Annotated in this window: 12 protein-coding genes; 1 reads left to right on the plus strand and 11 read right to left on the minus strand. The window is 46.1% G+C overall.

The genetic code is table 11. From position 1 onward, the window contains the following. Nucleotides 1–37 precede the first annotated feature (37 nt). A complete protein-coding gene (locus ACZ1GZ_RS15440; RefSeq protein WP_472665773.1) occupies nt 38–925 on the plus strand; it encodes a LysR substrate-binding domain-containing protein in 888 nt (295 codons plus the stop codon). Between the two features lie 7 nt (nt 926–932). On the opposite strand, the gene murB is transcribed toward ACZ1GZ_RS15440, so the two are convergent. The 11 genes from murB to rsmH form a co-directional block, all read right to left on the minus strand. Continuing rightward, nucleotides 933–1904 carry a UDP-N-acetylmuramate dehydrogenase gene (gene murB / locus ACZ1GZ_RS15445; protein WP_472665774.1) on the minus strand — a complete coding sequence of 324 codons (972 nt, stop codon included), beginning with the start codon at nt 1902–1904 and terminating at the stop codon, nt 933–935. A gap of 1 nt (nt 1905) precedes the next feature. After that, entirely contained in the window at nt 1906–3315 is a 1410-nt protein-coding gene (gene murC / locus ACZ1GZ_RS15450) for a UDP-N-acetylmuramate--L-alanine ligase (protein ID WP_472665775.1), read from the minus strand. Next, the gene (murG, locus tag ACZ1GZ_RS15455; protein ID WP_472665776.1) at nt 3312–4436 is read right to left on the minus strand and encodes an undecaprenyldiphospho-muramoylpentapeptide beta-N-acetylglucosaminyltransferase; all 1125 of its coding nucleotides are present in this window, start codon (nt 4434–4436) and stop codon (nt 3312–3314) included. The genes murC and murG overlap by 4 nt, the downstream gene beginning before the upstream one ends. 11 nt (nt 4437–4447) lie before the next feature. Next, the gene (ftsW, locus tag ACZ1GZ_RS15460) at nt 4448–5605 is read right to left on the minus strand and encodes a putative lipid II flippase FtsW (RefSeq protein WP_472665777.1); all 1158 of its coding nucleotides are present in this window, start codon (nt 5603–5605) and stop codon (nt 4448–4450) included. Then, on the minus strand, nt 5598–7028 hold the full coding sequence (gene murD, locus ACZ1GZ_RS15465) for a UDP-N-acetylmuramoyl-L-alanine--D-glutamate ligase (RefSeq protein WP_472665778.1): 1431 nt from the start codon (nt 7026–7028) through the stop codon (nt 5598–5600). Before murD ends, ftsW begins: the two co-directional genes overlap by 8 nt. 6 nt (nt 7029–7034) lie before the next feature. Further along, nucleotides 7035–8138 carry a phospho-N-acetylmuramoyl-pentapeptide-transferase gene (mraY, locus tag ACZ1GZ_RS15470; RefSeq protein ID WP_472665779.1) on the minus strand — a complete coding sequence of 368 codons (1104 nt, stop codon included), beginning with the start codon at nt 8136–8138 and terminating at the stop codon, nt 7035–7037. Between the two features lie 8 nt (nt 8139–8146). Next, nucleotides 8147–9595, minus strand: coding sequence for a UDP-N-acetylmuramoylalanyl-D-glutamyl-2,6-diaminopimelate--D-alanyl-D-alanine ligase (locus tag ACZ1GZ_RS15475; RefSeq protein ID WP_472665780.1), 1449 nt, complete (start codon nt 9593–9595; stop codon nt 8147–8149). Continuing rightward, a complete protein-coding gene (locus tag ACZ1GZ_RS15480; RefSeq protein ID WP_472665781.1) occupies nt 9596–11059 on the minus strand; it encodes a UDP-N-acetylmuramoyl-L-alanyl-D-glutamate--2,6-diaminopimelate ligase in 1464 nt (487 codons plus the stop codon). Nucleotides 11060–11126: 67 nt separating this feature from the next. Next, a complete protein-coding gene (locus ACZ1GZ_RS15485; RefSeq protein WP_472665782.1) occupies nt 11127–12860 on the minus strand; it encodes a peptidoglycan D,D-transpeptidase FtsI family protein in 1734 nt (577 codons plus the stop codon). After that, nucleotides 12860–13207: a cell division protein FtsL gene (gene ftsL / locus ACZ1GZ_RS15490; RefSeq protein ID WP_472665783.1), complete on the minus strand. Its 348-nt coding sequence runs from the start codon at nt 13205–13207 to the stop codon at nt 12860–12862. The genes ACZ1GZ_RS15485 and ftsL overlap by 1 nt, the downstream gene beginning before the upstream one ends. Next, nucleotides 13208–14242, minus strand: coding sequence for a 16S rRNA (cytosine(1402)-N(4))-methyltransferase RsmH (gene rsmH / locus ACZ1GZ_RS15495; protein WP_472668328.1), 1035 nt, complete (start codon nt 14240–14242; stop codon nt 13208–13210). Nucleotides 14243–14245: the final 3 nt, after the last annotated feature.

The raw sequence follows: 14245 nt of genomic DNA on the forward strand, positions 1-14245 counted from the left end.
TAGCAATTAAAAGATTTTTCCATTAGTATTTCTGATTATGCCAACCTTTAAACAACTCAAATATTTCCAGGCTGTTGCGCGCTTCAACCACTTCGGCAAAGCTGCTGAACATTGCGCGGTAAGTCAGCCAGCGCTTTCCATGCAAATAAAAGAATTGGAACGCGAACTAGATATTTTGCTGTTTGAGCGAAATAATAAACGCGCGATCATTACAAAACACGGCTTAGAATTACTCGCTCGGAGCCGTAAAATCACCGAGCAAATGCGCGAATTGACCGAATATGCGCAAAGTACGAAAGACACACTGCAAGGAACATTACAGCTCGGCGTTATTCCCACAATTGCGCCGTATCTTTTACCCAAATTGCTGCCGAGTATTCGCAACGACTTGCCGAACCTTAATCTCGTATTGCATGAGACTCAAACGCATCTTCTTCTTGAAAAATTGGAAGATGGCGAACTTGATTTGCTCATTTTGGCGCTTCCAGTTGAAAATAACTCAATTTCAACAATGCCAATTATGGAAGATAAATTTTTGTTGGCAATGCCGCCAGACCATGAAAGCAGCAATGACGCCTACGCAACACCGGATCTGTTTGCAAATGGAGAGCTGATGCTTTTGGAAGAAGGTCATTGCTTGCGTGAACAGGCACTGACCTATTGCCATTTGCGCGAAATATCGAGCTTTGCAACATTTGGGGCTTCAAGCTTATCAACACTTGTGCAAATGGTTGGAAATGGTTTGGGCATGACACTGCTACCTGAAATCAGCTTACCAGTGGAAAACAAATCGCAAGAGGTTAAAGTCATGCGCTTTGGTGATCCCGAACCCAGCCGTACCATCGGTTTGGCTTGGCGCGCTAGGTCCCCACGCGCAAAAGAATTTCGAGAATTAGGAAAGTTGGTTAGTAAGGCGTTTTTATAACCAATTACTACAGCATCTGCCCCATAAAAGCTTCAACATTTTGACCTGGTGTGAAGTCACCTAGACGTCTGATTTCCCACTCCAGCCGAATACCAGAATGTAACAACACTTTCTGGCGAACCGTCTCACCAAGTTTTTCCAAATCATAAGATGTGGCAGGCCCAGTATTGATCATGAAATTACAGTGCATGGGCGACATTTGAGCGCCACCAATCGTTAACCCGCGGCAACCAGCTTCATCAATAACTTTCCAAGCTGAATGGCCGGGAGGGTTTTTAAAGGTCGACCCACCGGTTTTTTCTTTAATTGGTTGAGATGTCTCGCGATGATGCTGTACCGCATCCATAGCGTCTTTAATCTCATCTTTGGACGTTTGTGGACCTTCAAACACAGCTTTGGTGAAAATCAGATCTTTAGGAGCGCCTGATTTACGATATGAATATTTCATATCCTCGTTGGTTAGAATGTGTTTCTTGCCAGTGCGATCAATTGCATGAACTGCAACCAAGCAATCCTTCGTCTCATGACCATTGGCACCCGCGTTCATGCGCAACGCACCACCAATTGCACCGGGTATTCCGTGATAAAAATGCAACCCGCCAATTCCAGCATCAAGAGCCGCAGCAGCTACTCGTTTATCAGGACATGCAGCGCCTGCCGTAAGCTGTGTCGGTGAGATCTGTTCTGTTTGACCAAAACCTTTGGCAGAAAGGCGAATAACGACGGCGTTTAACCCACCATCTCGCACCAACAAGTTCGATCCGACCCCAATTGGTAATACTCGGGCATTTTCCGGCAAGAGGGATAAAAAATTGGCAAGATCATCTTCGTCCGCTGGTTGGAACATCACAGCAGCAGGTCCACCGGTGCGAAACCAGGTGACTTGCGATAAAGGTGCTTGCTCGGTAATGCGACCTTTTATATCACTTAACTTATCACCCAAGTCTGAAACTAAGCTTGTGCACTCATAGCTGCTCATTTTAGCTCCCATCCAGGCTTTGAAGTTCCTTCGGCAAAGCTGCCGCCCATTGGGTGATATTACCTGCCCCAAGACACAATAAGAAATCTCCGTCTGTTCCAATTGTTTTAATCATCGGAGCTAAATCTGCAGGACCATCAATCAATCTAACATCGCGATGACCACCAGTCTTCAAGCGAGAGGCAAGACTTTTTGAGTCAGCACCCTCAATTGGCTCTTCGCCAGCTGCGAAAACCGGTGCTAAAATCACCGTGTCCGCATCGTTAAAGCAGGATGAGAAATCATCAAACAGGCTTTCCAAACGTGAATATCTATGCGGTTGTACCACGGCAATAACTTTACCCTCGCATGCATCCCGCGCAGCTTTTAATACAGCTTTAATCTCAACCGGATGATGACCGTAATCATCAAATATATCCATGCCGTTCCATGAACCAACATGGGTGAAACGGCGTTTAACGCCACCAAATTTAGATAAACCGGCGGCTATCTCTTCAGTTGTCATGCCCAGTTCAAGCGCAACGGCAATCGCAGCTGTTGCATTGGATACATTATGCAAACCAGGCATTGGCAATGTCAGACCTTCCACATTCACAACATCGTTTGTACCACGTCCGCGGATTTCAATGTCAAAAGTGGAAGTGCTGCCCTTTTGGCTCAGGTTTAAAAATCTCACGTCAGCTTGCGGGTTTTGACCATAAGTGACAACACGACGGTCCGAGATGCGGCTCGCAAGTGCTTGCACTTCAGGGTGGTCAATGCACAATACGCCAAAACCGTAAAATGGGACATTTTCTACAAACTGTGCAAAGGCGGCTTTAACTGTTTCAAAGTCTCCGTAGTGATCAAGATGCTCTGGATCGATATTGGTAATCACAGCGATATCGGCAGGAAGCTTTAAGAAAGTACCATCGGATTCATCCGCTTCGACAACCATCCATTTACCCTCGCCCATGCGCGCGTTGGTGCCATAGGCATTGATGATACCACCATTGATAACGGTCGGATCTAAACCGCCAGATTCGAGCAAAGTGGCAACCATGGATGTGGTCGTCGTTTTCCCGTGCGTGCCACCAATCGCAATTGCATTACGGAAACGCATAAGTTCTGCAAGCATTTCAGCACGACGCACAACAGGTAACAGCTTTTCACGCGCAGCAACCAATTCAGGATTATCTTTACGAATTGCAGTTGAGACCACCAATACTTCCGCGTCACCGAGATTTGCTGCTGAATGACCAATAAAGACGTCGATACCCTTTTCACGCAGACGCTGCACATTTGCGCTGTCTGACTGATCGGAGCCCTGCACTTTGTAACCCAAATTGTGCAACACTTCTGCAATACCGCTCATTCCAATTCCGCCGATACCAACGAAATGTACAAGTCCTATTGTTTCAGGCATCTTCATGCTTGCTGATCCTTAAATTCTCGAATTGATGTACCTTGGGCCATAGCCTCAACAAGATCGGCAAGCAAGCTTGTAGCACCCAAATTTCCAGCAAGTTTTGCATTTGCCGCCATTTTTTCCGCTTCAAGCGGGTTGTTCATCCGATTTTCAATCATTTCTGCAAGTTTATCTGCGGACAATTCTGATTGCGCAACAACCTCCGCGCCACCTTTTTCCAACATGCCTTTTGCATTAGCAGCCTGATCATGATCAAGCGCAAAGGGATAAGGAACGAGTATAGCAGGACGACCAATTGCCGCTAGTTCAGAAACGGTAGATGCACCTGAACGTGATATAACCAATTGTGCATCGGCAATCCGCGCCGCCATATTATCAAAAAACGGAGATATTTCTGCGTCGATATTCATCTCAGCACACTCGGTTTGAGCCTGTTCAAGATCTTCTTCTCTCGCCTGCAAAGTGAGCTTTAAACGTTTTTGCGAGTCAGCTGAAAGTTTGGCAATCGCTTGAGGAATTGTTTGACCAAAAAATTGAGCACCCTGACTGCCACCGAAAACAACGAGGTTAAATGTCTCATCACCATTTGAAGACTTATATGCTTGCTCCGCAGCTTTGATGACCGCTGGTCTCACCGGATTTCCAGTGACGATCGTCTTATCTGAATAAACACCTGAATTCTCGGGTAAAAACCCTCCAGCTATCGCAGTTACTCGATTGGCCAGCAGCTTATTTGCTCGTCCCATGACCGCATTTTGCTCATGCAATATACTCGGCTTGCCTGCTTGTGTTGCAGATAAAAGTGGAGGTAATGTAGGATATCCACCAAACCCTATAACCGCATCAGGTCGCAAAGTTCTGATTAAATGGCTTGATTTTCGCATCCCCTTGAACAAAGTCCAAAGCGCCCTAGCCACCTTGAACGGGTTCTTCGAACCAATCGTGGAAGATGGAATAATATGCATATCATCGCATGGGAACGTATTTGCGTATCGGCTGGCACGATTATCAGTTGCCAAATGAACGCGATGTCCGCGCGCACTCAGCTCGACTGACAAGGCTTGAGCGGGGAATAAATGCCCACCCGTGCCACCTGCGCTCAATAGAAAAGTCTTCTGACCCATTTCCGCTTTTCCTAAACTGCCATAGAAGGTTTGACTTTGCTCGGCATAACAATTTTGTTGCGCGCCCGCTTTTCGGGGCGATGTCGCGTAAGCGCCAAAATAAATCCAACAGTTATGGCAATCGCCAGCATGGACGAACCACCATAGGAAATAAACGGCAATGTCATTCCTTTAGCTGGAAGCAATTCTAGATTAACACCAATATTGATCATTGATTGTGCACCAATAAGCAGCGCAAGTCCGCTTACAGCTAAGCGCGTAAACTCATCTGTTTCACGCGCTGCATGCAGCAATGTGCGCAGCACCACAAACGCAAAGATCGACACAAGCACGATACAAAACAAAATACCAAATTCTTCAGCCGCGACTGAAAAAATGAAATCAGTATGACTGTCAGGTAAAATGCGTTTTATTGTTCCTTCACCCGGTCCACGTCCAAACCAGTCGCCACGAATGATTGCTTCACGCGCTGTATCAACCTGAAACGTATCACCCTCACCTGTTAAAAAACGATCTATACGACCGGCGACGTGTGGAAAAATGGTATAAGCGGTTATAAACCCAGCAATGGCCAATCCACCCAAGGCGATGATCCAAATCCACGGCATACCAGCCATAAAGAACATTGCACCCCAAACCGCTGTTAGCAACATGGTTTGGCCCAAATCAGGTTGCGCAATCAAAAGGGCAGCAACAATGCCAAAAAGAATGATTGCAAATAGATTTCCAGGTATTTCAGGATGACGACTACGCTCTGAAAACAACCACGCACATATGATCACAAAAGCAGGTTTCATGAATTCTGATGGTTGCAATGTAAAACCCACAAGAGATAGCCACCGTCGCGAACCTTTAATTTCGCTGCCGATGAAGAGCGTAAGCACCATCATAGCAACAGCGCCAAGCAATAATAAAATAGCAGCTCGCCTCACCATACGTGCATCTAAAAACGAAATCGCAACCAAGGTTATCAATGAAGGCACCATGAAAATGGCAAAGCGTTTTACAAAGTGAAAGCTATCAAGCCCAATGCGTTCTGCAACGGCGGGACTTGCGGAAAATGAAAGCATAAAACCTAAAAGGATCAAGACGACAAATGCGATTAGCAAAAACCGATCTACAGTCCAAAACCAGCTTGCAACAGCACCACGTTCAATACGGCTAACCATCTGCATCACCTTTCAGTTTATGCGGTATGAGCATTTCTATACCTTCAATTTTAGCAACTTGATCAACAAAACAATCGCCTCGGATTTCAAAATTCCGGAACTGATCAAAACTTGCACATGCGGGCGAGAATAAAATAGTAGCCTTACGCCCAGATTGCGCGGCAAATTCCTTCGCTGACGCCTGGCTATGCGAAACGGCGAGTTCGAGCGTGTTAGCAATTTCAAAATCGACTTCATCGCCCAATTCAGCAGCAAATTTTGGTGCAGCTTCACCAATCAAAAAGGCTTTCCGCACACGCTCAAAATACGGAGATAATGCCGTAATACCACCATCTTTGGGCAAACCACCCAGAATCCAGAATATATCGTCATATGATTTAAGTGCAGGCGCTGTGGCTTCGGCATTTGTCGCTTTTGAATCATTGATGAAAAGCAACTCAGCCAACCGTGCAACAGGCTGCATGCGATGCTTAAGACCCGGAAACGATGAAAGAGAATCTGAAATAGCATCAAATGACAATCCAATGGTATGGCATGCTGCAATTGCAGCAGCAGCATTTTGCGCATTATGTTGACCACGTAAGGTCTCAATTCCGGAAAGATCGGCAACGACTTTATTTTCCCCAGCGTCTGAGCAAATAATCAAACTGTCATCTGAAAACAGACCATTATCAAGCGTGTGCTTTGCTGAGATCGGCGTATTAACAACTCCGTTCGCTTGAAGTCCCTCTTGGATCTTTTTGCAATACTCATCATCAATGCCGATAATTGCATTTTCACTTTTCGCCACCAAACGTTCTTTCACCGAAGCATAATGGGCCATGGAACCATGACGATCGAGATGATCGGGTGTTAAGTTGAGCAAAATACCCGCACTTGGATGAAGCGATGGCGCAAGATCAATCTGATAGGATGAGCATTCAACAACGTAAACGCTGTCATCTTGTGGAGGGTCGAGTGATAGGACAGCTGTACCAATATTGCCGCCCATTTGAATGTTTAAATCATTCTCAGCAATAATATGCGAAATGAGCGCTGTTGTTGTCGACTTCCCATTCGTTCCTGTGATCGCAACAAATGCACATTCAGGGGCAATTGCTGCGCGCTCGCGTGAAAAGATTTCAATATCGCCGATGATTTCAACACCAGCTTTTTGAGCTAAGTCCACCGTCCAATGCGGCTTGGGGTGAGTAAGCGGAACACCAGGCGCCAATACGAAGCTATTAATAGAACCCCAATCGATATCACGAAGATCGGATGTAGGAATACCTTCGCTGGCAGATTTTGCGACCTGTTCAGGATTATCATCCCAGGCAACAATATCTGCACCACCTGCCATGAGAGATTTTGCAGTAACAAAACCCGACCCACCAAGGCCAAACAGGGCGACCTTTTTATCTTTGAAGCTTCGAGCAGGTATCATTTTGCTCTATCTCAATTTCAATGTCGCAAGACCAACCATTGCCAACATAACGGCAATGATCCAAAACCGCACAACAACCTGGCTTTCGGTCCACCCTTTTTTCTCAAAATGGTGGTGAATTGGCGCCATTCTAAACACGCGCTTTCCAGTGAGTTTAAATGAGATCACCTGAATAATCACCGACATGGTTTCAAGCACAAACAATCCGCCAATGATGGCCATGACAATCTCGTGTTTGGTCGCAACCGCCACGGTACCAATCAAGCCACCTAGCGCGAGCGAACCCGTATCACCCATAAAGATCGCAGCGGGTGGCGCATTAAACCATAGGAAACCAAGACCTGCTCCTATTACCGCCCCCAAGATTACCGCAAGCTCACCAGTTCCTGGCACAAAATGAATTTGTAGATAGTTTGCAAAAAGCGCATTACCCGCCAAATATGCAATCGCTCCGAAAGAAGCAGCTGCGATCATGACGGGCACAATTGCCAAACCGTCCAAGCCATCGGTTAAGTTGACAGCATTACCAGCGGATACGATGACGAATGCGCCAAATGGGATGAAGAACAAGCCAAGATCCAACAAGAAATCTTTAAAGAACGGGAAGGATAACGATGTCGCGAATGTTTCGCTTTGGTCTTGGGTTGCAGACATGGATTGGCTGAGAATAAAATAAACTGCAACGCCTGCAATTAAGAACTCTAGAAGAAGACGAACTTTACCTGAAAACCCTTTATCCGATTGCTTGGTGACCTTTAAATAATCATCATAAAAGCCAATTGCACCAAAACCAAGTGTGACCAATAAAGTGGTAATAACATAGGTATTCCCAAGATCAGCCCACAACAGCGAACTGATCACAATACCAGCTAGGATCATCAGCCCACCCATTGTCGGGGTACCGGCTTTCTTAAAGTGGGTTTGAGGTCCATCGGCGCGAATAGGTTGGCCGCGCCCCTGACGAACGCGCAGGGAATTAATGATTTTTGGTCCAAATAAGAACACAATAAGTGCGCCTGTGAAAAGCGCTCCACCAGTTCTGAATGTGATATACCTAAATAAGTTTAAAACCGGAAAACTGTCGGCAAACTCAACCAACCAAATAAACATTAGACCCCCTAGTCACCGGATGCGAGCTGATCATCATCGGGCTCACATTCGGGAAATTTTTCCTGTAATTTTTTGACGACTTTGCCAAATCCAATACCAAGTGATGATTTGACCATAATCACATCACCACTGCGGACTTTACTCATCAACCACTCAATCAACGCATCTAAATCTGTGCGGTAGTAAACCTGCATCTCACCGCGAATAGCATCGGCAAGATAGTTCATATCTTTGCCAGAAAGCGCAACAATATCAACGCCAGCTTCCTGCAAAGGCTGCGCGAGTTCAACATGAAGCTTCTCAGAAAATTCGCCCATTTCTAGCATGTCACCTAAGACAGCGATGCGGCGACCGCCGCGCCCTGGCTCACACGCTGCCAGCAGTGAAATCCCTGCACGCATTGAGGCTGGATTTGCATTATAACTTTCGTCAATGAGCGTAAAATATCCAGCACCAATTTGTCGAAGTGATCGTTCCCCGCGACCCTTCTCAGGTTCAAAATCAGCCAAGGCGAGTGCCGCAAGCGCCATGTCAGCACCCAGCAGCGAACACATACCCAAAACTCCGATAGCATTTTGTATGATGTGATCCCCAGGCGCACCGAGTTTAACAGCAATTTCTTCACCTTTGATTTTAACCGTTAAACATGAGCAGTCTGCATGGCTTCGCAGATTTAACAGTTCAAAATCCGCTTTTTTGTTGCGACCATAAGAATATGTTCGATCTTTTAAACCAAGCGCGTTGGCTTTTTTCTTCAGATAGCCAAAGAGGTCATTATCCAAGTTAAGGATCATCGAGCCGTCTTTAACAATGCCTTCCATAATCTCGGCTTTGGCATCAGCAATTTCATTGAGATTTTTAAAATTACCCATATGCGCAGCTTCAACGCATGTGATCATTGCAACATCTGGGCGGACCATATCCACAAGCGTACGAATTTCGCCCGAATGGTTCATTCCAATTTCAAAAACACCAAAATCAGTATCTCGCGGCATTCGCGCCAGTGTTAGCGGCACACCCCAGTGATTGTTAAATGAGGCAACCGAAGCATGAACTTTTCCAGATGGCGTGAGCGCGGTACGCAACATTTCCTTCGTGGTGGTCTTGCCCACAGAACCCGTAACCGCTGCAACTTTACCTGACACTCTGCGTCTTGCAGCGCGCCCTAAAGCTTCTAGCGCTGCTAACACATCACCAACAACAATCATCGGTGCGTTCAAGTTACCCATAGCAGGGATTTTTTCTTCAGCTATGATGAGAATACCTGCGCCATTGGCAAGTGCAGCACTGGCAAAATCATGCCCATCAAAACGATCGCCTTTAATTGCAAAAAACGCTGCACCTTGAGGTACATTGCGGCTATCAATGGAAACATCTGTCACGCCTTCTGGCATATCGCCAACGGGTCGACCATCCATTGCGCTAACCAGCTCATCTGAAGTCCAAAGTAAATCCATCTACCCCTCCAAACCTAATACGGCTCGCGCAACTTCATGATCAGAAAAGGGAAGTGTCGTGTCTCCAACGATCTGACCATGCTCATGCCCTTTGCCTGCAATGATCAAACTATCGCCCTCTTCAAGCATGGAAATACTGGCTTCAATTGCCTTTTGTCGATCACCAATATCAATCGCATCAGGCACGCTTGATAAAATCTCTTCGCGAATGGCATCTGGTGTTTCCGAACGAGGATTGTCATCTGTAACAATCACAACATCAGCGAGCCTTGATGCAATCTCACCCATCAATTTGCGCTTGCCTTTATCCCTGTCACCACCACAACCAAAAGCGAGAACTATGCGCCCTGTGGTAAATGGTCTAACGGCCTTCAAAACATGTTCAAGCGCATCAGGCTTATGAGCATAGTCAACATATACAGGCGCACCAGTTTTCGATTTTCCAACTAGATCCAAACGACCAGGGGCACCTTCAATTGTTTCAAGAGCTTTTAACACTGATTTCGCATCAGACCCTGTGGCAATACAAAGGCCTGCGGCAACCAAAGCATTAGACATTTGAAAATCACCCGCAAGCGGTAGATTTACTTCAAATATCTCGCCCTCATGATGAATTTCTGCGCGTTGCTCGTGGCGATGCTGCTCAACACGCTTGAGTGATAAAAATGAACCTTTATGCCCCACAGTTAAAACACGATGACCTGCATCATTTGCATGCGCGGCAGCTTTGTCTGACCATTCATCATCGGCGAAAATAACAACCGGTGAACCTTTGGGCAGCACACGATTAAACAACGCCATTTTCGCATTGAAATAATGCTCAACAGTTGGATGATAATCCATGTGATCGCGGCCTAAATTCGTAAACGCAGCAGCCGCAAGCTCAATGCCATCTAGCCGATACTGATCAAGTCCATGGCTTGAAGCTTCCATTGAACAATGGGTCACACCATCATTTGAAAGTTCAGACATTAATGAATGTAAAGTCACAGGATCAGGTGTTGTTAATGCGCCATATTCTTTTCGTCCGGGTGCAACAATACCAGTTGTGCCAATCATTGCAGCTTGTTGACCAATCTTATCCCATATCTGACGAACAAATGATGCAACAGAAGTCTTACCTGCTGTTCCGGTAACGGCGACAATTGTTTTCGGCTGAGTTTTATAAAACGCAGCAGCAGCTTTTGCTAAAACCAAACGAGGGTTTTCAACGACAAGATTTGGAATAGTATCATTTAGCCCAGAAATTTCTTCGGATGAAACAACAGTACATGCGCCGTTTTCCAAGGCACTCATGACAAACTGAGCACCATTTGCCTTATCACCTGAGAGCGCAAAAAACACAAAACCGGACTGAATTTTCCGACTATCTGCCGAAAGTCCGTCTACTACAACATTTAAAGCGTCTTCCGACAGCTCAGAATTGTGGATACCCGCAATTGCAGCTATATCGCCAAGTTTCATTTCATCCCCGTATTCGCCGTATTCCGCGAATCTCTATAGCACAACCTTGCGGTCGAAATATGATCAATTAATAGGATGTGAGACGATCACCCTCTCCATCCCCAAATTTTGGTCGAACACCCAACAAAGCAGCAGAACGACGGACAACTTCACGCACTGTCGGCGCAGCATTTGTCCCCGCTGTTGCATATTTCTTACCTTCTTCAGGCTTTGGCTCATCAACAATCACCAAAACAACATATTTGGGATCATTAATTGGAAACGCAGACAAGAAGGCATTAAAGCGAACTTGTGAAGAATATCTTCCATTGACCACTTTTTCAGCTGTTCCAGTTTTGCCACCAACCCAATAACCATCAACTTCGGCACGACGACCGGAACCTTGTTCTACATTCATGCGCATAAGCTCACGCATAGACTGACTTGTTTTGTCCGACATCACTTGTTTTGCCAACTGATTGGCTTCATTGCGCGTGCGCGGAACAAATGATGGTGGAATAAGTTTACCACCGTTCATCAAAGCCGCAGCAGCAACAGCAGTCTGGAGCGGTGTCGTTGACACTCCGTGCCCGAATGAGATCGTAACCGAGTTGATCTTTTTCCATTTTTTCGGTTGGCTTGGTGTTGCTACTTCTGGCAACTCAGTTTGCATTCTTGATAGCAAGCCCAATCGTGTCAAAAACTCTTGGTGCCCATCGACACCCACAACATCCGCCATTTTAGCAGTCCCGATATTCGATGAGTAAATAAAGATCTCAGGAACTGAAAGAACGCGGTTTTTTCCATGGAAATCGGAAATCGTAAAACCACCGATACGAATGGGCTTTCGCGCATCAAAACTGTCATTCATGGAAACATGGCCTGAATCAAGTGCCATTGCAGTTGTAAATGCCTTAAACGTGGACCCCATCTCAAATGTACCAGCGGTCATTCGGTTCAGACGATCTTTTTGTAACGCATCAACAGGATTATTTGGATTGTAATCCGGAAGCGAAGACATTGCGATCACTTCTCCTGTATGAATATCAAGCACAACACCCGCTGTTGCAATGGCGCGATAACGATCCATTGCCGCTGACAATTCATCACGAAGTACATGCTGAACGCGCAGATCGATAGAAAGTTTGACAGGTTCAAGCGCTTCATCAACGGTGAGCCCAACGCTTGCAAGATCACCAAGCCCTTGCCCGTCTACATACTTCTCCATACCGGCAATACCGACATTATCGATATTTACATGGCCCACAACATGAGACGCAGTTGGACCACCTGGATAAAAGCGACGTTTTTCCGGTCTAAAACCAATACCAGGAATACCGCGTGATAAAATCTCGCTTTGCTGACCCGGTGTTAATTGGCGACGCAACCATTGGAAACGAGACTTCGATGACAGCTTGCTGTAGGTTTTCTTAATATCAAGATCCGGTAATACAATGGCCAATTGCTCAACCACTTCATCAGGATCAACCACTTTGTGCGGCTCAGCATAAAGCGAAACCGTTCGAATATCGGTCGCCAAAATTTCACCGTTGCGGTCTTGTAAATCGGGGCGCGATGCAAGCAATGTGTTGCTCGGCAGGATAGATGAAACCGTCTCGGGAGACTTCATGCCATATTGCACCAAACGACCCCCAACGACCACGCACATGAGCGAAAAGGCGATCATAGCAATACCAATGCGGTTACCCGTTCTATTGGCATCAGAAACACGACTTGATGAAATCGCAATATCTTCACTCTGCCCGCCCAGAGAGATACTTGCCTTTTTCGGAAAGAATAGTTTCATTATGCTATGTTTCATCACTCAACCGCACCTGTCATGATTTGATCGGCAATTTCATCTGTTTCAATTTCTGGCTCCGGCTTAATTCGCGGCAATTCATCATGTTTTACAATCTGCTCAGCCTCAGTTGTGGTGAGCTGCAATTGTTCATGAAACGCCTCAATAAGCTTTTGAACGCGTGCGGGTTGATTGAGCAAACTCCAGTCAGCCTCAAGCAAATCGATTGTATCTTTATGGGTTTTAATCTCAGCCTCTAGCCTGCGGATTTCAGCCAAACGCTCTTCTGATTCATGCTTGATGTAGAACGTGTATGCAGTAGCGGCGAGAACCGCGACAATCAATAACACTTCAAATGCTCGAAACATCTAAACCAACCCCGCAACTTTTTTAAGTGGGTATAGATTTGGCAAGCCAAAGATTTTCATATCTGCCGAACCGCAAGGTGCATCGGTACGAATACCAGCACGCAGTTTTGCTGAACGCGATCTCGGGTTAATCTCAGCTTCATGCTTACTTGCTGCAATCATTGGTTTTTTGCCCAGCTGTTCAAAGCTTGCATCCGGCACCTCGATTTGCGGCAAATGGCGCGAACCAGAAACGCGGCCAAAACGATCAGTGAAGAATTTCTTCACGATGCGATCTTCCAAAGAATGAAAAGTTACAACAACAAGCCGTCCACCGGGTTTAAGCGCCTTTTCTGCCGCTAATAAAGCATGAGCAAGCTGACCCAACTCATCATTGATATAAATGCGCAAAGCCTGAAAAACACGCGTTGCCGGATGAATGCGATCTGCCATCTTACGCGGCGCAGCATTGGAGACGATCTTTGCCAATTGGCCTGTCGTCGTAATCGGTTCTTCAAGACGCGCCTGCTCAATCGCACGAGCGATGCGACCGGCTTTCTTTTCCTCGCCATAAAATCCAAATATACGCGCCAGCTCATTTGATTTGAGCGTATTTACAACGTCAGCTGCACTCACCCCGTCTTGAGACATACGCATATCAAGCGGTCCGTCTTGCATAAACGAAAATCCGCGCTCAGCCTGATCGATCTGCATAGAAGAAACGCCGATATCAAGCACGAAGCCATCTAGCGAACCTTCTTCAACAATATCTAAAATCTGTGAAAACTTTGCATGATGCAGAGAAAGCTGATCTGCAAACTCAGCCTTAATCTCATCAGAATTGGAAATCACTTCAGGATCTTGGTCCGTAGCAACGACCTTTGCACCCTTCTCTATGATCGCACGAGAATATCCGCCCGCACCAAAGGTGCCGTCAAAAATTATCTTATCTTGATTTGGCTCTAAAGCCTCTAAAACCTCTGAGAGAAGAACCGGAACATGGCGAACTGGTCCGCCACTGACGTCTGTTGCCACATCGTCAAAACCCGCCACTATTCC

Source organism: Lentilitoribacter sp. JB5-8, from assembly GCF_055693385.1.

Coding starts and splice junctions, on each gene's coding strand:
- ACZ1GZ_RS15440 (WP_472665773.1), top strand. CDS start 38: ATGCCAACCTTTAAACAACTCAAATATTTCCAGGCTGTTGCGCGCTTC.
- murB (WP_472665774.1), bottom strand. CDS start 1,904: ATGAGCAGCTATGAGTGCACAAGCTTAGTTTCAGACTTGGGTGATAAG.
- murC (WP_472665775.1), bottom strand. CDS start 3,315: ATGAAGATGCCTGAAACAATAGGACTTGTACATTTCGTTGGTATCGGC.
- murG (WP_472665776.1), bottom strand. CDS start 4,436: ATGGGTCAGAAGACTTTTCTATTGAGCGCAGGTGGCACGGGTGGGCAT.
- ftsW (WP_472665777.1), bottom strand. CDS start 5,605: ATGGTTAGCCGTATTGAACGTGGTGCTGTTGCAAGCTGGTTTTGGACT.
- murD (WP_472665778.1), bottom strand. CDS start 7,028: ATGATACCTGCTCGAAGCTTCAAAGATAAAAAGGTCGCCCTGTTTGGC.
- mraY (WP_472665779.1), bottom strand. CDS start 8,138: ATGTTTATTTGGTTGGTTGAGTTTGCCGACAGTTTTCCGGTTTTAAAC.
- ACZ1GZ_RS15475 (WP_472665780.1), bottom strand. CDS start 9,595: ATGGATTTACTTTGGACTTCAGATGAGCTGGTTAGCGCAATGGATGGT.
- ACZ1GZ_RS15480 (WP_472665781.1), bottom strand. CDS start 11,059: ATGAAACTTGGCGATATAGCTGCAATTGCGGGTATCCACAATTCTGAG.
- ACZ1GZ_RS15485 (WP_472665782.1), bottom strand. CDS start 12,860: ATGAAACATAGCATAATGAAACTATTCTTTCCGAAAAAGGCAAGTATC.
- ftsL (WP_472665783.1), bottom strand. CDS start 13,207: ATGTTTCGAGCATTTGAAGTGTTATTGATTGTCGCGGTTCTCGCCGCT.